This window comes from Oceanobacillus timonensis (assembly GCF_900166635.1).
Classification (GTDB): domain Bacteria; phylum Bacillota; class Bacilli; order Bacillales; family Amphibacillaceae; genus Oceanobacillus; species Oceanobacillus timonensis.
The window spans coordinates 262,035-282,563 of record NZ_LT800497.1 but is presented as its reverse complement, the minus strand read 5'-3'; the positions used below and the strand labels follow the sequence as shown (position 1 = coordinate 282,563).

Below are 20,529 nucleotides of genomic sequence, written 5' to 3'. Positions count from 1 at the left end.
TCAAACTTCTACTGATTTGAGAATTCATTTTATAAATGCGGATAGATTCCTGGCCCAAACGGTATTCCTGTAAAATAGAATATTAGAATTAATATAATCCATGTCACAAGGAATGTAATGGTATATGGAAGCATGAGAGAAATATATGTCCCAATACTTGCCTTTTTATCATATCTTTGCATAAATGCCAGAATAATAACCATATACGGGAATAATGGTGTAATGATATTTGACGATGAATCCGCGACACGGTACGCTACCTGTGTAAATGCAGGATGATAACCTAACTGCATGAACATAGGCACGAATATAGGTGCTTCAATGGCCCATTTCGCTGATCCTGACGTAATCAGAAAGTTCAACAGTGCGGTGAAAATAATATAGCCGATAATCAAACCTATTCCTGTAAAGTTAATGGAGGTTAAAAAGTCTGCTCCATTTACTGCAAGCCATGTTCCAAGATTACTCCAGTTAAAATAAGCAGTAAATTGCGCAATGGCAAAAACGAGTACGATATAACTTGCCATGTCCTTGATAGATTCAGCCATATAACCACTGACATCTTTTCCTGATTTTATTTTTCCTACAGTGATTCCAAAGGTAACTCCTACAATAATAAATAGGAACAAAACAAGCGGTACGATCCCGTCTAAAAATGGTGAAGAAGGAATAATGCCGCCCTCTTCATTTGTCAACGGACTATTTGGAATAAATACTGCCACCGCAACAATGCCTATATATATAAGTCCTGCAATTACCGCGTATAACAGGCCTTTACCTGCATGAGGCAATTCTTCGGCATCCGCCTCTTCCACGGCATTCCCTTCATATTTACCTAAGCGTGGTTCGATAAAACGCGTTGTGACAAGGCCTCCAACAATCGTCAGAACAAATACAGATACAATGTTGAAATACCAGTTGTCAACAGGAGTTACAAGCATTGTTTCATCTACAATCTGGGCTGCTTCCGTAGAAATCCCGGCTAACAAGGCATCTGTCCCCGCAATAAACAAGTTAGCCGTAAACCCGGCACCAGCACCGGCAAATCCGGCTGTTAACCCGGCTAATGGATGACGGCCTACCTTGTAGAAAACCAATGCCGCAAGCGGAGGTATTAAAACAACCGCTGCATCGGATGCAAGATTTCCCATAATACCTGCAAACACAACTGTGTATGTCAAAAGGAAGGGCGGTGACTTCAGAATCGTTTTTCGAATCGTATAATCAAGCAATCCTACCTTTTCTGCCAGTCCAATACCGAGCATCATTACCAGAACTAAACCAAGTGGTGCGAAGCCTGTAAAGTTATCAAGCATCGATGTTAAGATAAATTCCAGTCCTTCTCCGGAAAGCAGACTCTTAATCGGTACCTCTTCTCCACTTCCAGGGTGAACAACAGACGCATTAAACAAATTAAAAATCCATGAAAGAATAATCATTAATACTGCCAGTCCAATAAATAACACAAATGGATCCGGTAGTTTATTTCCTACTTTTTCAACGATATCCAGAAATTTTTGAAAAAAGCTCTTTTTCTTTTTCATGAATTCACCTCTTCATTAGATTTTTTGTCCATTTAATTTCGATGGTTCTACATTTTGAGGAATAGGACATTGATATGGATTACTTTTCGCAAATGCTTGAAATTCTTCTCTCACCTCATTCAAGTCAGCTTCAGAAGTTAATAAACTTATTCCAGTAAGAGCCATACTCCCCGCAGCACGGAGCATTCCTTTATTAGCAATACTGCTTAATCCTTGTGCTGTCATTTGCCACGTGTGTAAAGGTGTACCCAGTACGGAAGTGGCTGTTGTCAATTGCGCTGTCGGGACCACCCAACTTACATCTGACACATCTGTTGAGCCATGAAACAGCTCGCTGGATGCTTCATACGGTGAAATACAATCTGAAATATATTTACCAGCAAACTCACTTCCATCACCAATGTAGCCAAACCCTCTCATCAACTCTACATAAAAGGATTGCTCTTCTTTGGTATACGTTTCCCAAATGGCTTCGGCAAACACTTCTTCTTCTTTTGTTGCTGCATCCGCACCATATTCCGTTAATTGATGGTGCAATATCTTTTCCAAACTGCGATTCGGAATATAATTTGAGCAAGCTTTATCAAACTCTACCGTCAACTTGGTTCCGGTCATTAAGGCAGCTCCTTTGGCAATATCTTTGACGCGTTCCAAGATTTCTTCTGCCTCCTGCACCCTTGCAGCCCTTACTAAATATAAAACTTCTGCATTCGATTGAACGACATTCGGTGAAATACCGCCGGAATCCGTAACCGCGTAATGTAAACGAGCATCGTCTACAATGTGCTCGCGTAAGTAGTTCACACCAACATTCATCAGTTCGACTGCATCTAAGGCACTTCTTCCCAGATGCGGGGAATTGGCTGCATGCGCAGCTGTGCCCTTAAAACGGAAAAATACCTGATAGTTTGCCAAGGTTGGACGGCTCATCACCGCATTCGCTGGTGATGGATGCCATGTCAACGCTGCATCAACATTATCAAAAACACCCTCCCGAACCATAAAGGTTTTCCCGGATCCGCCTTCTTCCCCTGGGCAGCCGAAGAAAACAACTGTGCCAGCGAGGTTATTTTCTTCCAAAAAGCTCTTCACGGCACAAGCTGCCGCAAACGCACCTGTACCTAATAAATTATGGCCACACCCGTGACCTGCATTATTTTTTAATGGTTCATAGTGCGTCGTCCCCGGCTTCTGACTCAAACCAGATAGCGCATCAAACTCTCCTAAAAATCCAATAACAGGCTTTCCTGAACCATACGCAGCTGTAAATGCTGTCTCTATACCAGCGACATTGCGCTCAACCCGAAATCCCTGTTTTTCGCACTCTCCTGCCAGATATGCTGCAGATTCATATTCTTCAAACCTGGTTTCAGGATGACGGAATATATAACTTGAAACTTCTGAAAAATAATCTTTATTCTCCTCAAGATAGCGTTTAATATATTCTTTCATTCTTATTGATTCCTCCTAGCTTATTTATTTTAAGTTTGTAATTGTAAAAGATTATCATCAATGAAACAATACACGTTTTTAGGTCTTCCTCGTTGATTGGACTGAATTTTCCCGCATTTTTTAATAATGTTGGCCTGTTCCAGCTCTGCCAATATCCTTCTTCCATTCCGTTCTGTACTTTGCAGCCATCTGGAAATATCCTCTGAAGTAAATTCCTGCTGGTGATACTTATGGGAATACACAATAATTCGTAATACATCTCGGGGACTTGCCGACCCATCGGCAAATTTTCTCGTTAATTCTTCTTCCAAACTTTTTAAATCCAGCGATTTCCCCAGCGAGTCAACAGACTTTTCCGATAATTCGCCCGCTCCTTCCACAAGGAGAATAGAGGCTTCTTTTTCATATACATCTTGACTCAAACCATACCTGACATTCTGTTCTGCATGCAGTACGTTCTCCCCAAAACCAATGGCTATAGATGCCTCAAGCTGATCTCTAATCTGGTATTCTTCAATTAGTTTCAATAAAGCACTCTCGGCCTGGTTATCAATCTCACCTTTGGTGGTAAAGATAAAGAATAAGCCATCCCCTTCTTCTACAAGTGACCCTTGAAGCAATTCCGTAATCTCCAGCAGGGATTTGTTCCAATTGAGCTGATGATACTTCCATTGAAAAAGCTGATGCTGTGTCATTGTTTTCTCTGCATTCTTTAATCTGCAGCCGATAATGGCCATTTGCCGATTCTCAAATAGATTCGCCTGAGCTTTCTCTACCAACAATTCAATTGTCAATTTAATAGACATATATGAAGCTGTTAACCGATATACCGGGACTCCCGCTTCCTTCAACTGATAATAAACTGCATTAAGAGTCGTTATTGCCAACTCTATCTTTCCTTCATCATAAAGCTTTTTATGAAAAGTAATGACATCTTTTCTCGAATAATCCGATTGAAAAGGCATGGTATAATATGTCAAAGCATCCAAATGATAAAAAGATAAAATTTTATCCAATTCTGTTCTGGCAATATTATCAATACTGATTTTAGTAAAAATCCTTCCTTCATTTAATTGCGCTTCAAGCAGTTCTCCAAAAAAACTCGACCCATATAAAGTAGGGTAACCCCCCTCGTCTTTTTGAATCAGTTTATTTTCCATAGCATACGTATAATTAAAAAGACCAGAAAACAACCATTGATCAACAACATAACGATTGATTTCAATTATTTCTGACATTTCTTCTATTTCTTCATAAGGGAAGGGTAGAAAAGTTATCGTTTCAAATTCCTTTCCCACTTCCAGAATCTTCTCCACGGACTCAGCAGGTCCAATCACACCAAATTTAAGATGCATATCGTCTACCACCTCCAATCAGATTAATTTTAGAAAATTCATCAATTAAGGAATACTTCCTTAATTGATGAAATATTACTAAAATATTTATTATTTGTCAACTACCTTTTAAAGGTTATAATATTCGTTAATAATGACTGTTTATCTCTGATTTTATGTTACTTATATTTATTTTCAAAACACTTATTAACGGAATTCTTCTTAAATCATGCTATTGATTAGAGAGAGACTGCCTACCTCAAGGTCTTCAGAACCAAGAATACAAACATTCACATCTCTACATCGAGTAGAGGGAAAAGCTAAGTAACTTCTCGCCCCTCTCACACCACCGTACGTACGGTTCCGTATACGGCGGTTCAATAGTTTGAGTGTACGAACTGGTATTGAAGAGCGATATCTTTATATCCTCTCGATGCCAGTTCTTTGTCTGTCAATGAACGGTGGAGTACATAGCTACCTGATATAATCCAGTAACCTTTTCTTGTATTCGACCATTCATAAGCTTTCCGTTTATCGATACCTAACTGAATTAGATTCTTTCGTTTCGTACGTGGATTTTTCCACTGTTTCCAGATATATTGTCTAATTCTTCGCTTCAACCACCCATTCAGATTCTTCATAAATCCTTTCATTTCTCCTATGCCATAGTAATTTATCCACCCTGTCATAAGTTGCTGGATTTCTTTTAAAATCCTATCGATACTTCGTCCACGATTACGTTTCGTGATTCGTCTGAGTTTCTGTTTAACGGTCTCTTTTGCTTTATAATGCGGACGAATCTGAACACCTTTCTTTGTGACGAGGAGACAGAAGCCTAGAAACTTTCGTTTCAGAGGGCTTCCAACCGCACTCTTCTCCCGATTCACGGTAAGACTTAAATCCATCTCGAGAAATTTCGTAATACTTTTCATTACGCGTTGACCTGCTCTTTTACTTTTTACATAAATGTTACAGTCGTCTGCGTAACGCACGAACCGGTGTCCTCGTTTCTCCAGTAAATGGTCTAACTCGTTTAAGTAAATATTACTGAGTAACGGAGACAGGTTCCCGCCTTGAGGCGTTCCTTCCTCTGATTTTTGAAAGATGCCGTCAATCATGATTCCACTTAATAAATATTGTCTTATCAAGCGTAGTACGCGTTTATCTGTGATCTGTTTTTCCACAAAATACATCAGTTTGTCATGATTGACCGTATCGAAATAGGCTTTCATATCCAAGTCCACCACATGTTTGTACCCTTGTTCGTAATGCGATTTTGCCCGTATGATGGCTTGATGTGCACTACGTTTTGGACGAAACCCAAAACTATTATCGGAGAACGTCGGTTCAAATATGGGTTGTAACACTTGGTTTATTGCTTGTTGAAGCATTCGGTCAATAACGGTAGGGATTCCAAGTTTTCTTATTCCGCCGTCTTGTTTTGGAATGTCAACCCGCATTACGGGTTGAGGTTTATACTTCCCAAGATACAACTGCGTTAATAGTTCTTCCCTGTGCTCCTTCAAGTATGGAAGCAGCTGGTCGTATGTCATACCATCCACTCCCGCTGCTCCCTTGTTTCTGACCACTTGAAGGTAAGCTTGATTTAGATTGTCCCTTGAAAGGATTCTTTCAAACAGATTGGATACACCATTTTGATTGTTCTTTTCACCATGAAAGGCACTATGCACTTCGACATACCCTTCATGTTCCACATTATCTCTCTGCCGATAGCCAGGTTCTCCTGTTTTCTGCAGTTCTCGCACCTTTCACACCTCCTAGACTTTTCAAAATTACGATTGTTCGGTCCTTCATGTTTTGGCCTTTTCACACTACTACGACCTCTGCTGACTTCTTGTGATTCACCAAGATGTCACCACCTTAGTTGTGTTGACTCGTTATTCTTCAACTTGTTCATCACCCTCACAAGACCTCCCCCGGTAAGAGTGAGAACTTTCCTCCCATATAACTGCTAGATTTACTGTATAGGTTTCGGGCAGTATTGGACTTCATCTTGTAGTGCAGATTTATCCGACCTAATCCAGCCTTCTATCTAATTTCTGTTCGTCAGTCCAGGAGTTTGCGTCTGACTTCCTTCAGCCACTATCTCACAATAGCCACCTTGTCTTTCGCTAACAGTTCCTACTGCCAAGCCTGTAGTGGACTTTCACCACCAAGTTCTCACCCATGCAGGGCGCACACTGAAAAACCTTCTACAAATTCATGTAGAAGGTTTCACGTATCAGGCTATATAGTCTCCTTTTTCAATATCATGCGCTTCTTTTTTAATATAGTATTTTCCTTTCGTTATCATGGCGATAACAACAGTTAAGATAGAGGCAAGTACTGCAGCAAAAAATGCTGCCGTGCTTTGCAGAAACTCTCCCATAAAACCCAGCGCAGCAATCGTTCCGAGACCACTTGCGATAACAAGTGAAGCAACACCTACCGGATTCCATTGATGAAGATTCTCTTGTCTCGCCTCATAATATCCAGGTCCAATTTTTAAAACCCGCTTCACAAAAACAGCATCCGTTACAAGAACAGCCGCCCAAGATAATAGGAAAACGCCCTGGAATGTCAACGCTGTGTCAAGATGGTTCACAATTTTTGCGAGCATCAAAACCATCGCAGATACACCTGTTACAACAACCCAAAAACGTCTGCCCGGTTTAAAATGAAAAATATTTTCAAAGAAACTGGATAATGATAGGGATCCACTATAGATATTCGTCACATTAATTCTTACTTGCGTAATCATCGTGAATAATGCGCCCCATATTCCAAGCAGTGTCACAATATATACACCCGGATTGGCTTCTCCTAGACGAACACCGAACCAAATTCCAAGTCCGCCCATCACACCGAAACAGAAAATTTGCGGGATAAATCCAATAGCGAGTATACCTATTTTCCGGTCTTTTGGTTTAAGAAAGCGAGCATAATCGGAAGCCAGAAGTGGTGTTAGTCCCATAATACCGTGCTGCATTCCGATGCAAAGCAGTAAGGCTGTTCCACCAACTTGCACATTTTCCGGCATATAAGTCCAAAAACTACCCTCATAAAGAGATGGTTTCATTGCCGCTACAATAATGGCAGCTAGTAAAAATAGAAAGAATAATGGCAATGACCATTTTTGTAATTTATCTAATTGCTTTATGCCAAACCAATTCAAAGGAATAACAAGTGTGCCGAAGAAAAGAATCAGAGCCCATTCCGGGATAACAGGAAAGAATTCATGTACAGCAGCAACTAGAATTAACCCCTCAAGTGCGCAATACATAATAAAATTAGTGGCGTAAATCAGAGAAGTCAAGGATGCGCCAATATAGCCAAAACCGCCGCCCCTTGATAATAAGTTTACGTTCATACCAGACTTTGCAGATAGATATGCAATGAATGTTCCGAGGATACCAGCAACAACAATGGCATAGACAGCAGATATAATGGCGTTAATTGCGCCAAATTGAAGTGCCATAACACTTCCCATTTGAAAATAGAAAATAGCAGTTGCAATGCCAAATGTAATATTCGTAATACTTAACCAGCCCATATTTCTTTTATGAACAGGGACTCTGCCCAATGAGTAATCATCACTTGATTCTTGGTCCTGATTTTGATCCGAAGAAATCTCAGATCTCATATGATCATCTCCTTTTGTACATTTTTTCACATATTCTGTGCCTCATATGTTTTACTTAAGAAAACGACTATTTTCTCAGTCGAACTTTTACATACTATCAATTAATTAGGAGATGAACAAACCCTATTATGGTGCATATTCCCCTGTAAAATACGGTTATTCTTCTTTTATCTGCTTAACGCCCCGTTTATCTTAGTAATAGGGTGGATAATCTGGTGTTTATATTGATCTCATCTTTCAATGTATATAAAATGCCCCACAAGCGGCAGTCCTTCCTGTCCACTTATGGGGGCATCATCAACCTATTCTATTATTTCCCAATCGTAATCGTACTCCCAGGCTTCACATCTACTATCTCTTTATCTTCTAAATAAAGGGATCCAGACTGCCCCGGTTCTGTACTACCATCAAATTTTAATGTGATATGTCCTAAATCGTTTAAGTTTTTCCTTACTGCCTTACCAACACTAGTAATTTGATAAGAAACATCGTCCAACTTTAACGTATCTCCTGCTACAATATCTTCCTCAACAGATACTAAATCAATCACGTAGCAGAAATCTGCTAACTCACTAGGCGCATTATCCCCAAATAAAATCATCATTTTTTCTGCTTCAAATGCTTTTGCGTCATTTCCTATACTTTTAATGGTTGTTTGATACATGATGGAACACTCCTAAATCTATTAATTTCCTTTTTTTACTTTATTATTTATACAGGCCAAAGCTTGCCAGCCAGGCGACAAACACCCTTGGTACACCATTTAAGAATCTGGAATACAAGACAGATGGTACGCCGACTTCAATTGTTTTTGTCTCTGCTTCTGCAAGACCCAATCCTACAGGAATGAAGTCTGCAGCGTTTTGTGTATTGATAGCAAATAATGCTGGTAATGCTAAATTCGGAGGGATATTTCCTTTACTGATTTCAACACCGATTAATGTCCCGAGTACTTGCCCAATAACTCCCCCTGGCCCAAGTAACGGACTTAAGAATGGCAAAGAACAGATAAAACCGATAGCCATGAGACCCCAGATATTCCCTGCCAGTGGTGACATGATATTTGCAAATAAATCACCAATACCGGAACCTTGAATAATTCCTATTAATAAGGCAACAAATCCCATAAAAGGAATGACTGTCTGTAGCATCGTTTCTACTGCATCACGCGCAGCTTGGTAGAAAGTATTAATAACTTTCCCTGCCCCTAAACCAATTTTAGTAAGCAAACTCTTATTTTCTTGCTCTGCTTTTGTTTCCATAATCTTTTTATCTTTTGAATAAGTTGCTTCTTGCTCCGTCTCTTCCTCTTTCTCAGCATCCTTGGAAGAATCTTTTTGAGCTGCATTAGAAGTTTCTTCTTCATCAGCCAGACTTACTTGATCCACGTCTACATTCGATACATAAATGTCTTCTGTAATATATTGTCTTAAAGGGCCGCTTTTCCCCGTGGACATGATATTAATTGTAGGGATTCCTTTTTGGGGATAGATGCCGCACCGTAATGTACCCCCGCAATCAATAATAGCTGCCATGATTTCATCTTCTGGTACAGATGTTTCAAAACCATTTACCGGTGTAGCTCCAGTGATTTCAGAGATTTTATCTACAATATCCGGTTTGTGGCCGCCCGTTACATACATTAATTTATCTTTTTTCCCACTTATGCCGATTACTAAAGGGCCGCCGTAACCACCAGGGCCTTTAACTATTTTCACTTTTTCACTCATGGTCTGCACCTACCCTTCTACATTTACTTTTTTGCTTAGTTTTACTTTTTGTTGTTTTTCTACATAACTTGTTGTAAAGTCCGTTATCCATCCACCAATAAAGTTCATTACTAAACCTACTAATAAATATCGGATAGCCAAGTCAGCCATAGGGAATCCAAGCTGTTGAACCCCATTAGCAATCCCTAAGAAAATAAACAGCTCAGCCGGGTTGATATGAGGGAAAATCCCGTTACTAGTATGGGCAAACTGACCTGCAGCTGCGAAGTAACTAGGTTTATATTTCTCAGGCATAAATCTTCCAAGTGAATGTAGCATTGGATTTGCCAACATAAAAGATCCTAAAAACGGAAGCACCATATACCTTAATAACGGATTTCCTGATGATTTTTGAGCAATTGTATTAATACGGTTTTCTCCAATTAATTGAATTAACGTATTCATTGCGATAAGTAACATTAAAACTAACGGTACGATGGATCCCATCCAATCAATAAATGTATCGGCTCCTGTTTGAAACAGATTAATAAATCCTTCTGCAATTTTAACTATGAACTCCATGTTTTTTGACTCCTTTCTTTGTGAACATATTATTTACTCTCTTCATTGCTTTCATCATTGGAGAAGGGATGCGTTCAATCTCTCCACCAGCTTGTACCACATTAAACGTATGCTTCGCATCTACAATGGCACGCCTTAAAAGTTTATTATAATTTGCGAAGTCTTCTTCCTGGAGCTTATTCATCTTCTTACCTTCTAAACCTGTCAACTGCTTAAATCTGGAGAATACGGTCACGCCTTGCATATAACGGGCTTCTTCGATTTCATTTTTATTATTTAATTGAAATAATACAAGGGTTCCTGACCTTATAACCGCCGGTCGCCTTCCAATTGCTACACGGCCATTTTCTCTAAGCTCTGTATAATGTTTTGTAAAATGCTTAATTTGGACAAAACCAAATAAATATTGGACAACAAAACCGACTGCTAAAATAATAATCAACATGATTAAAAACATAGGTTATTTCCTCATTTCTTGATTCAAGATATATGCAAACGACGTATAATCCGTATTGTCTGTCAATTTATCAAGTAGATAACTATTCGCCGTCATAGCTAACACCTCTTCATACACTCTGATCAAAACAGCTTCATTTCCAGCTTGATCCGGCGTCGCTAATAAAATAACGATATTGATATTCTGATAATCACGTAACGGTTTATCTAATAACGCTACCTTCATAAAAATACCGTTTTCAAAATGGCTTACATGGGGAAAAGCTAATTTCCCTGTAACCGTTGATTTCATTTGTTCTCGTGCAATAATACGCTCCACAAACGCTCTATCGACTGCTCCTTCACGGATTAACTCCCTCGCCAAAAAACGGATAACATCTTCATAATTATCAAACATATCTAAGTGATAAAAATCTTTTTCTTCAATAAAATCTACAAGCACACTTTGATTGAATAACTTTTTATTCTTCACATCTTTATAAACCAAGAATTGCTCGATTTTCAATTTCAGTAATTGCGTATCCAGTATATTTTCAATATAAACTACTTTATTAAACAAACGATTTGTCCAAACGGTAGAAACAATTAAATCAAATTGTTTAATATCTTCCGCTTCAAGTGCTTCTTCAGAAAACACCTCAATATCAATTTGGTTATGAAAGATTTTCTGTAAATTGGTTGTTAATAACTTCGAGGTGCTTAAACCTTGATTGGTGATGATAGCGACTGATTGAATATCCCTGATTTGTTGCTCCAGCTGCTCCAGGTATACACTAAAATATAAGGATAAAAATCCGAGCTCATTAATTGGCACATCCATATTAATTTCTTTTTTAATATTTTCAGCTAAAACCCGTGATAACTCATAAGCAAATGGAAAACGCTGCTGTACATCCTCCATCAAGTTGTTATTTACTTTCACACCAAAAATCAAACGGTTTATTAAATATTTGATATGAAGCTGAATGTCTTTACTAAACATGGATTCATCAATTTTGATGGTGAAGTAATAATTAATATCTTTGATTGTATTTTTTATAATACGTTCTAACATGGAATGCTCATGTTCATTCATCATTTCATCGATTATAGAGGCCCTGCGTCCAAGAAGCTGGAGAACAATAACGAATACTTCTTCATTTGGCTTTTCTAGATGATATTTATCGACGATGACTTCTTTTAGCGTTTTCATGTTTTTAAAATCTGCTGATTCAAACACCTGCTGATCAATATCTAAGTCTCCTTCGATAAAGTACCCATTTTCAAGCCGGGCAAGTGTCACTTGTACAGCCAATCTTAATCTGGCATAAGAAGATTCATCTAACCTATACTTCTTTTTCAAATCTAATAAATGCTGTTCGATTTGTTCAGGAATCAGCTGCTCTTGATAACTGTCTGGAAACTGTTCAATAATCACCATACGGATAGCAATTTCATTACCTTCCAGCCGCAGCCCTACATTTTGCGTACCTTTGATGTCTACTGCATAAGATTGCAGTTTATCTTTTAGCGCAGATACAATATTATTAATAACGCTTTTACTAAGAAATAATTCCTCGGCAATATCGTCGATTGTACTTTTCTGATGATCTAATAAATGATGGAAAACAGCGTCAAGGCGATCCTTTATTTCATTCTCATAACTGTTCATTTCTTGTCGTAAACTACCCATTCGATCAAAAAATTGATTTTCATCACGGATTAACATGGAAAGAATATGATGCTCCTTCATAATTTGAGAAGCACCTTTAAAATAATCATTAATTTGTGTCACGTAATTGGATAACGTTCGTTGCGATATATCCAGCATATGGGAAAGTTTCTCAGTTGAAATATCATCTGAGATAAGCACTTCTACAATTTTTAAATGCTTCTTATTAAGTTCCATAACCTCTCCCCTATTCCAACCGGGGATTAACCTCTTGATTTCCCCCCAGAGATATTAATAGTTGTTCCAGTGATATAACTTGACTTCTCAGAACCCAGGTAACATACCAAATCAGCAACTTCATTCAATTGACCGACACGGCGAATGGGAATGGACTTAGAATAATCCCCGTTTAATTGATCCACGGTTGTATTTCTTGTATAAGCAAGCGCTTCTTCATATTGCTGTGTTCTCAATCCGGTTTCTTCTAAAATTCCTGGTGCAATGGCAACTACACGTATATTGTGTTTTCCTAATTCCTTTGCCCAGCTTCTTGTAAAGCCAATAAGAGCTGCTTTGGTTGCAGAATAAACACTTTGCCCCTCCGATCCCTCTTGCCCAGCTTCACTGGAGATATTGATGATAACACCTTTTTGTGCTTTGATAAAATAACGGGATACTTCTTGACTGAAGAGAACTGGACCTTTCAAGTTAACGCCAAGCATGAGATCAAGATCCTTCATGTTCATTTCATATTCTGGTCTTTCTCCCTTAGCATCTACTAGTAGCCTTGGTAAATTAATACCTGCATTATTCACCAATACATCAATTTGGGACTGCTCTTCCAAAATAGAATAGACTGTACCACGAACCGCTTCTTCATTCGCTACATTCGTTTCTTTAAAATGATAATGTAGATGATCGATTGGATTATCCTGTAAATCTGTGTTATATACAATCGCACCTTGCTCTAAAAAAGATTGAACAATTTGTCTGCCGATACCAGATGACCCGCCTGTTACAATAACCACTTTATTCTCTAAATTCAACCAATTATTTGCCATAACGACGCCTCCTTATTTTTCTTCTGCCATCATTATATTTCTAATCGCTTTCAAAATTAATTTGTTGTTTTATGCAGATTGATGAAAAAGAGAAAATAATTCATTTTCCTCAACGTTTTCTTTGCCTCTATTTCAGTATATGTATTTATTTTGGCCAGCCTCATTTTCACCAATAACCATGCCCTTTTGCTAACTACTTCATAGCAAAAAGGCATGTCCATCTTTATCTATAATGGAAACTTATCGTTTGAACACCAGATTTCCCATACCAAACAAAACAAGCCGAATGCATCCTCCTTCAAAAAGAAGAATGCATTCGGCTTGTTTCATGACACTATTTCTATTTTCTTTACCAATAGAGTTAGCCTAATATACTTTTGGCTGCGTTATCTTTCACAATTAAAAATACTTTTCCTTCGTCCATATCCGCTTCGTATTCTTCAGCATTTTCATTAGAAATTCCCAATTCACGAAGCTTTTCTCTTAACTCGTCACCTTGTTTTTCAAAATCGTCTCCGATGTCCTGCTTGTTATAATCGATACCTGCTGTCGCTGTGTTCTTCACAATACGTGCTGTCCGGTCATCATCGTGCGAGAGAATGAAAATTACATCTGAGTTGATGTTGTTATCTTTCAGCTTATTAACGTCTTTTTCTAACATTTCATCGTTTGTATAAGATTTTACGAATGTCATATCTTATCTACCTCCTGTAAAATGTTACATTCATTGTTTTCCCGATTCACATAAAACGAAACATCTTCATGACAGAATTTATGATGCCACTTTGGATTTATTTTATACATGTAATGCAGTAACATCATTGTACTTAAATAATATCCAACGGCATTTTCCGTTTTGGTGCAGGAAATGCTTTGTCTATCTGCTGCAGTTCTTCTTCAGAAAAGTTTATCCTGGCAGCATCTATATTTTCCTGTATATGCTTTGGATCACTGGATTGCGGAATAGCCAGAACATCGTCGTGACGAATCGTCCACGCCAGCATGACTTGAAACACTGTCGCATTGTGCGCTCTAGCAATTTCCTGCAACACCTTGTTTGAAGTTATTTTATCTCCTCTTGTATCACCTTGAGCAGCGGGCGAATAAGCAATAGTCGGAAGTCCCCTGTTTCTCTGCAGCGGAAGTAAATCATATTCAATTCCTCTGCTGGCTATATTATACAGAACCTGATTTGCAGTACTATTTTCTCCGCCTTTTACTTCCCACATTCCCTCGACATCTTTGACATCAAAGTTGGAAACGCCCCAAGCGCGAATACGTCCCTCTTTCACAAATTTTTCTAAAGCTTCAATGGTTTCCGCAAGTGGTGTGCTGCTTTTCCAATGCAGTAAATACAAATCCAGATATTCCGTTCCTAACCGGTTTAAGGAGTCCTCCAGTGCCTTTTCCAACTCTGGCTGCTGCGCATGAAACGGGTAGAATTTAGAAATAAGATAAATATCTTCTCTGTTCACATCTTGAATAGCTTCCCCAACAAGCTGTTCCGAATTACCTTCTCCGTACATTTCAGCAGTATCAATCACTTCAATACCATTTTCCAATCCATATCTGAGTGCTTCGATTTCCTGCTTTCGTTTTGCCGGGCTGTCACCCATATGCCAGGTTCCCATCCCGATTGGAAATAATGATTTGTTTCCTAATTGAACCATTACAGAGCACCTCTTTTATCTGTTATTTCTTCTATTATTCCCTTGTGTAAATATAGGTAAACGATAAACTGAAGCTTCTAGTATAAAGTGAACCTTTCTCTCGTGGGGGTTTTATAGCCGCTTCTCCTTTATAAAGCGAAACTCCATTCATGGAATTTCTATTTGAATGCGTTCCCGTTCTTCACTATCCGCACTAATCACCCAATAGTTGTAATCCGGCTCAGAAGTAGCAAATGCTTTATCCACCGTAACAATCAGCTTATCTTGGTTATGAAAAAAGACTGGTTTGGTAACATGTTCACTAAATGACGTTATCTGCTCTGCTTGCTTTGTCTCTAAATCCATTTGGAACCCTTCGTAAATATAATTACCATCTTCACCTGTTTTGGCTACATCAGCAAAAGCAACATACTCTCCATCTGGTGACAATGCAGGCGAGGATATAATCGGTGCACCTGAAGCGAATTTTCCTTTTGGAACAACTTTTGTCTCGCTTTCATCTTCCAAATTGTGAAATACAACCTGGTCTTTTTCATCATAATTTCGATACATCAGTTCCTCTCCATCAGGCGTTACATCTAAGTCAGACATATCATAAGCATCTTTGTTTGTAACCTGCTCCGTCTCCTCTGTTTCCAAATCAACGCGGTAAACATCGAAACCATGGGGCCGCTCTGATGCAATTGGAGAATAATTTGTGTGTACACCAGCTTCAAGATAAAATAAAGTCTGACCATCGGGCGCAAAAGCAGCTTCGGTCACTAATCCTTCCTTATCTGTGACTTCTTTTTTCTCTCCACTTTCACGATCGATAAGCATCAGTTTTCCAAGCGGTTGTTCATCATCTTCTTCCCATTGTTCAACATAGGCAATTTCTTCACCATTAGGGGAAAATACCGGGTTAAGCAGAGAATTTCCTTCCGCGGCTTCGGCTACCAGTTCCGCATTGCCACCGTTAACAGGCGCTGTATAAACGGCAGATTTGCCCTCGTGTTCATAAATAAAGGTTATTTCCTCATCATCCGGTGAAATATCGGTAGACTCACCAAAACCGGAGTAACCCTCAGCGCCCCCGGCTAAATAGCCTGTTCCCCAAAGAATAAGAAATAATAGAACCACCCCGGCGATGAAGCTTATATTTTTCCATTTTAATGACATTTTTTACCCTCCAATAGAAAATCTGAGAATAGCAAAAGATATCACAAGAGCTAATGCAGAAACCAACAGTCCTGTCGCAAGAGATAGTACCGGTTTTCTGGCAATGAATCTCATTTGATATTTATAAAAAATCAACCAGATCAGAATCGGAATCAGCATAATAAAGGCTGCTACGCTTGGCCCGGTGAAAGCAAGGAATGTCCACAAGAAGAACAAACACACAACGATAATAATGATTCCATACAGCAGATTCATCATATAACTGAATTTGACGAATCCCTGTTTCTGCAGTTTGCGCTCTGCTTGATTGGTAGAATAATAGGAATTTCGAAAAACAAATAGAAGGTCTAATCCAATCAGAATAAACAAATAAACACTGAAAAGGACAGCCTGCCACTGTGATAAACTTTGCATCAATACAACATTAATCCCATTCCAGATAATGTGGAGCATAAGCAGTACATTCAGCAAATAAAAGTAACGCCCGACGAAGGAAATATTAATGGCTGCTAATACGACAGTACTACCCGCCAACAACTGAATGGCCAGCCAGACAGGATCAGGCTCACGGATAACAAAGGCAAGATTCACATAAAAAATAATGCCGAACAAGAGTGTAATGATACCTATTAGATACAATAACCCCCGTTGAAACGGATACTTCGATTCCTGTAATTCCCGTCCAATCCGATGCGAATTCCCAAATGCGTCTATTACTTGTTTCTCTGCTTGTTTTTCAGAGAGACCCTCGCTGATATAATTGCTTTTCGCCTCGTTTAAATGACTGAGCAGCTCCTCTCTTATCTCCTCACGTTCATCTTCTGGACTTTGCATCTGTTTCAGCACATCTTCTACATGTTTTTCAATCCGGTTCATGATAAATCCCCGGATGTTTTTGTTATTAAATGATTGATATTATTCCATTCTTCCAGTTTCTTTTCTAAAATAGCATTACCTTCATCTGTTATCTGGTAGTACTTCCTTCTGCCATGTTGTGTTTCCGACCAATAGGACTGAAGCCACTGCTTTTTCTCCATTCGCTTTAAAGCAGGGTAAAGTGTTCCCTCCCCCATGTTATACAATTGATCACTTTTGTCTTTCAGTACCTTTACCATTTCATAACCGTACATATCTTTACCAGATAGTAGATTAAGCAATAAAATATCAATACTTCCCTTCATGATTTCTCGGTCCATTTCATATCACCTCTTTTCGACATTGTATTACGATGTACATCGTAAAGCAAGGTATCAAAATAAAATTTAGAGAAACAGGTGAATGATTTTTCCTGTTTCCTACTATGAAGAAGATCAACGGAGTGAACCCTGCTTATTTTCAAAAAGGGTGTCATTCCTTTTTAAAGAAAAGCACCCATTAGCGAAACAGAAAATGACGATTCATCTGTTTCTGTCTTTCTTGATACAACGAAATCATACCATAAGTCTTACTTAATTACTCCCAATGCTTCCTTAGCCATCTGTTCATACTCTTCCACACCGGAAATCATTGCAAATTCTGCAATCGCCACTGCATAGGCCGCATCCAATTCTATAATATGCTCTTTCATTTTCGGCCAATAGATGCCGCCTGCTTGCTTGTAATAATGAATCAGTTTTTCCAGCGCCTCTTCGCCAAAAGCTTTATATTGAAAGACAAAGTCGTTGGAAACATCTGTTACCTTTGCTTCAGTCCAATCAATTAAACCAATGACCCTTGTGTCTCCATCAATCATCATATGTCCAGCATGCAAATCCCCATGCATCAGCCCTGTTTCTTGCGGCCATAATTCATCATTATTCAGCCATGCCTGCCAGCGATTCCAAAGGTCATCTGCAACGCCAAACTGCTTCTTCACCTTCTCTATCCTTTCTTTCATCGATGCTTTCGCTTCTCCTGCTGAATGGGCAGGGACACCCGCTTTTTTCACTGCTTCTTTAGGAACCGTATGCAAAGAAGCCAGTATCTCTCCCTGCGTCTGATGAAATTGCTCCGGAATATTTTCAATATCCATTTTCCATACGTAATTTTGTATGTCTGGGTCAATGGTACCAGCAGGAACACCGTCCAGTTTTTTATAGGCAATTAAATCTTTTTCATAAATCGACCAGACAGGAACTTGAAAGGGCACATACTGATGGGCCACTTCTAAAACTTTTTGTTCGTCCACCGTCCGCTCCATCACATCATCCCGTCTGGGAATCCTTAAAATCCATTCCGCTCCACCTGTATCTTCCGCATTAGCAACCAGAAAATCCAATCCTGATTCATTAAAGTGAATCGACTCCTGTCTTAAATCCAATCCATACGTTGCAGCTAACTCTGTCACCGTTTGTTTATCCAAATCTGCCACATCCTTCTCCGTTATTATCGTTAGATTTATCCTAGCAGTATGGTATTGGGTTTGCAATATCTCCCTTGTTCCAAGTCTTTTTACTTCCCTTTATAATGCGTGTATAATAATAATTAAAGAAGATAGGAGGAGATGAAATGGTCCAGTCTATCAATACAAAAGTCGATTTAGTTATTGAAGCAACGTCACATACAGGCGTATCTGATTATGGAAAGATTATGATTGGAGATAAAGGTTTTGAATTTTTCAACAAACGGGACGTTCGCAAGTATATTCAAATTCCGTGGGAAGAAGTAGATTACGTAATTGCTTCTGTGATGTTCAAAGGGAAATGGATTCCACGTTATGCCATTCAGACGAAGCAGAATGGAACATTTTCATTCTCCTCGAAGAACTCCAAAAAAGTCTTGCGATCTATTCGTGAATACGTTGATCCAAACCGTTTGGTGCAATCACTAAGTGCTGTTGACGTCATGAAACGAAACGTCAAACATGTATTTAAAAAAGGATAATAATATTTTAATAGATATCCTGTAACTTAGCATGTTTAGCGCTACCCTACCGTTGTTTCCTGATAAGTCGTTTTAGATAAGATAAATTAAAATAAAATTCTTATTGAAAGGGAAAAATTGGCGTGCTATAATTTAGTTGGGAGCTTAATAAAGTAAATTTCATAATATAATGAAGGCGGTTTCAAAAACGAATTTGGATAAGCCTTGTAATTATTTTTCGTGTTACTGACATATTCAGGCATGGGTGAAAGGTCGTGATTAAATGAAGCATAAAGGGGTCGATAGCATACCTCTGTCTTCATTTAATCCATTTTCATTCATGCCTTTTATTATTTTTAAGCGTTGTGAAAGCGCTTTACCATAGTTAAGATATTGCTTTATAAGCTCACCATGTTTTTTATTATCATAACAAGAGGAGGTAAAAAGATGGTAGGAATTATCATTGCTACTCATGGTGAATTTGCTACCGGTATCTTGCAATCCGCAGCAATGATCTTCGGTGAACAAGAAAATGTAGAAGCCGTTACATTGATGCCTAGTGAAGGCCCCAATGATGTTAGAGCAAAAATGGAGAAAGCAATCGCCTCTTTCGATAACCAAGATGACGTATTATTCTTAGTCGATCTTTGGGGCGGAACTCCTTTCAACCAGGCCAACAGTTTGATAGAAGGACACGAAGATAAATGGGCTATCGTTGCCGGTTTGAACTTGGCAATGGTGATTGAATCTTATGCATCGCGTTTATCCATGAACACAGCGCACGAAATAGCAGGCCATATTATAGGGACAGCAAAAGAAGCAGTGAAAGTAAAGCCGGAAGAATTGGAACCAGCAGCGGCTGCTGAAGCGGATGGCGATTCTTCCGGAGCCAGCAAAGGAGCTCCGGGGTCATTCGAGTACGTGTTAGCACGTATCGACTCTCGTTTACTGCACGGGCAGGTAGCCACTTCCTGGACGAGAAGTACATCACCCACTCGTATCATTGTTGTATCGGACACGGTAGCAAAGGATGAACTCCGTAAGAAGTTGATTCAACAGGCTGCTCCTTCCGGTATAAAAGCACATACCGTTCCTATTCAAAAAATGATCGAACTCGCAAAAGATGATCAGCATTTTGGCGGCCAAAGGGCGTTACTCTTGTTTGAAAATCCGCAAGATGCCCTTCGAGCGGTGGAAGGCGGCGTTCCGCTGGATACCATTAACGTCGGCTCCATGTCACACTCAACTGGTAAAGTCCAGTTGGATAAGGTACTGGCCTTTGATCAGAATGATATTGATGCTTTCAAAAAGCTCAAAGAATTAGGTGTAGCGTTTGATGTACGTAAAGTTCCGGATAACCATGGAGCCAATATGGACGATATTTTAAGAAGAGCTCAAGCAGAGATAGATAGACAGGCATCATCCTGA

Annotated in this window: 19 protein-coding genes; 2 read left to right on the top strand and 17 right to left on the bottom strand. The window is 39.1% G+C overall.

Annotated features, from left to right (window positions below; all coding sequences use genetic code 11):
* Positions 1-29: 29 nt before the first annotated feature.
* The 17 genes from B7E05_RS01760 to B7E05_RS01680 form a co-directional block, all read right to left on the bottom strand.
* Positions 30-1,544, bottom strand: coding sequence for an AbgT family transporter (locus B7E05_RS01760; protein ID WP_080872028.1), 1,515 nt, complete (start codon positions 1,542-1,544; stop codon positions 30-32).
* Between the two features lie 15 nt (positions 1,545-1,559).
* Positions 1,560-2,996 carry a M20 family metallopeptidase gene (locus B7E05_RS01755; RefSeq protein WP_080872027.1) on the bottom strand — a complete coding sequence of 479 codons (1,437 nt, stop codon included), beginning with the start codon at positions 2,994-2,996 and terminating at the stop codon, positions 1,560-1,562.
* A gap of 29 nt (positions 2,997-3,025) precedes the next feature.
* Positions 3,026-4,351 carry a hypothetical protein gene (locus B7E05_RS01750; RefSeq protein ID WP_080872026.1) on the bottom strand — a complete coding sequence of 442 codons (1,326 nt, stop codon included), beginning with the start codon at positions 4,349-4,351 and terminating at the stop codon, positions 3,026-3,028.
* A 356-nt stretch (positions 4,352-4,707) separates the two neighbouring features.
* Positions 4,708-6,096, bottom strand: a complete 1,389-nt coding sequence (ltrA, locus tag B7E05_RS01745; RefSeq protein WP_080872025.1) for a group II intron reverse transcriptase/maturase — start codon at positions 6,094-6,096, stop codon at positions 4,708-4,710.
* 476 nt (positions 6,097-6,572) lie between these two features.
* Entirely contained in the window at positions 6,573-7,973 is a 1,401-nt protein-coding gene (locus B7E05_RS01740; protein WP_080872024.1) for a purine-cytosine permease family protein, read from the bottom strand.
* A 310-nt stretch (positions 7,974-8,283) separates the two neighbouring features.
* The gene (locus B7E05_RS01735) at positions 8,284-8,637 is read right to left on the bottom strand and encodes a PTS glucitol/sorbitol transporter subunit IIA (RefSeq protein WP_080872023.1); all 354 of its coding nucleotides are present in this window, start codon (positions 8,635-8,637) and stop codon (positions 8,284-8,286) included.
* A gap of 43 nt (positions 8,638-8,680) precedes the next feature.
* Positions 8,681-9,703 carry a PTS glucitol/sorbitol transporter subunit IIB gene (gene srlE / locus B7E05_RS01730; RefSeq protein WP_080872022.1) on the bottom strand — a complete coding sequence of 341 codons (1,023 nt, stop codon included), beginning with the start codon at positions 9,701-9,703 and terminating at the stop codon, positions 8,681-8,683.
* 9 nt (positions 9,704-9,712) lie between these two features.
* Positions 9,713-10,264 (bottom strand): PTS glucitol/sorbitol transporter subunit IIC, encoded by a 552-nt coding sequence (gene srlA, locus B7E05_RS01725; protein WP_080872021.1) that lies wholly within the window; start codon positions 10,262-10,264, stop codon positions 9,713-9,715.
* Positions 10,248-10,721: a transcriptional regulator GutM gene (locus B7E05_RS01720; protein WP_080872020.1), complete on the bottom strand. Its 474-nt coding sequence runs from the start codon at positions 10,719-10,721 to the stop codon at positions 10,248-10,250. The genes srlA and B7E05_RS01720 overlap by 17 nt, the downstream gene beginning before the upstream one ends.
* Before the next feature lie 3 nt (positions 10,722-10,724).
* Positions 10,725-12,608 carry a BglG family transcription antiterminator gene (locus B7E05_RS01715; protein ID WP_080872019.1) on the bottom strand — a complete coding sequence of 628 codons (1,884 nt, stop codon included), beginning with the start codon at positions 12,606-12,608 and terminating at the stop codon, positions 10,725-10,727.
* Between the two features lie 26 nt (positions 12,609-12,634).
* Complete coding sequence (locus B7E05_RS01710; RefSeq protein WP_080872018.1) at positions 12,635-13,432, bottom strand: SDR family oxidoreductase; 798 nt, start codon at positions 13,430-13,432, stop codon at positions 12,635-12,637.
* 361 nt (positions 13,433-13,793) lie between these two features.
* The gene (locus tag B7E05_RS01705; protein ID WP_080872017.1) at positions 13,794-14,126 is read right to left on the bottom strand and encodes a YflT domain-containing protein; all 333 of its coding nucleotides are present in this window, start codon (positions 14,124-14,126) and stop codon (positions 13,794-13,796) included.
* 133 nt (positions 14,127-14,259) lie between these two features.
* On the bottom strand, positions 14,260-15,102 hold the full coding sequence (locus B7E05_RS01700; protein WP_080872016.1) for an aldo/keto reductase: 843 nt from the start codon (positions 15,100-15,102) through the stop codon (positions 14,260-14,262).
* Positions 15,103-15,249: 147 nt separating this feature from the next.
* Positions 15,250-16,260 (bottom strand): TolB family protein, encoded by a 1,011-nt coding sequence (locus tag B7E05_RS01695; RefSeq protein WP_080872015.1) that lies wholly within the window; start codon positions 16,258-16,260, stop codon positions 15,250-15,252.
* 3 nt (positions 16,261-16,263) lie between these two features.
* Complete coding sequence (locus B7E05_RS01690; protein ID WP_080872014.1) at positions 16,264-17,136, bottom strand: permease prefix domain 1-containing protein; 873 nt, start codon at positions 17,134-17,136, stop codon at positions 16,264-16,266.
* Entirely contained in the window at positions 17,133-17,456 is a 324-nt protein-coding gene (locus B7E05_RS01685) for a PadR family transcriptional regulator (protein ID WP_080872013.1), read from the bottom strand. Before B7E05_RS01685 ends, B7E05_RS01690 begins: the two co-directional genes overlap by 4 nt.
* Before the next feature lie 248 nt (positions 17,457-17,704).
* On the bottom strand, positions 17,705-18,601 hold the full coding sequence (locus tag B7E05_RS01680; RefSeq protein ID WP_080876182.1) for a macrolide 2'-phosphotransferase: 897 nt from the start codon (positions 18,599-18,601) through the stop codon (positions 17,705-17,707).
* Positions 18,602-18,747: 146 nt separating this feature from the next.
* Between B7E05_RS01680 and B7E05_RS01675 the strand changes: the two genes are divergently transcribed.
* Both B7E05_RS01675 and B7E05_RS01670 read left to right on the top strand, forming a co-directional pair.
* Positions 18,748-19,122, top strand: a complete 375-nt coding sequence (locus B7E05_RS01675) for a DUF956 family protein (RefSeq protein WP_080872012.1) — start codon at positions 18,748-18,750, stop codon at positions 19,120-19,122.
* A gap of 426 nt (positions 19,123-19,548) precedes the next feature.
* Positions 19,549-20,529 (top strand): mannose/fructose/sorbose PTS transporter subunit IIA, encoded by a 981-nt coding sequence (locus B7E05_RS01670; protein ID WP_080872011.1) that lies wholly within the window; start codon positions 19,549-19,551, stop codon positions 20,527-20,529.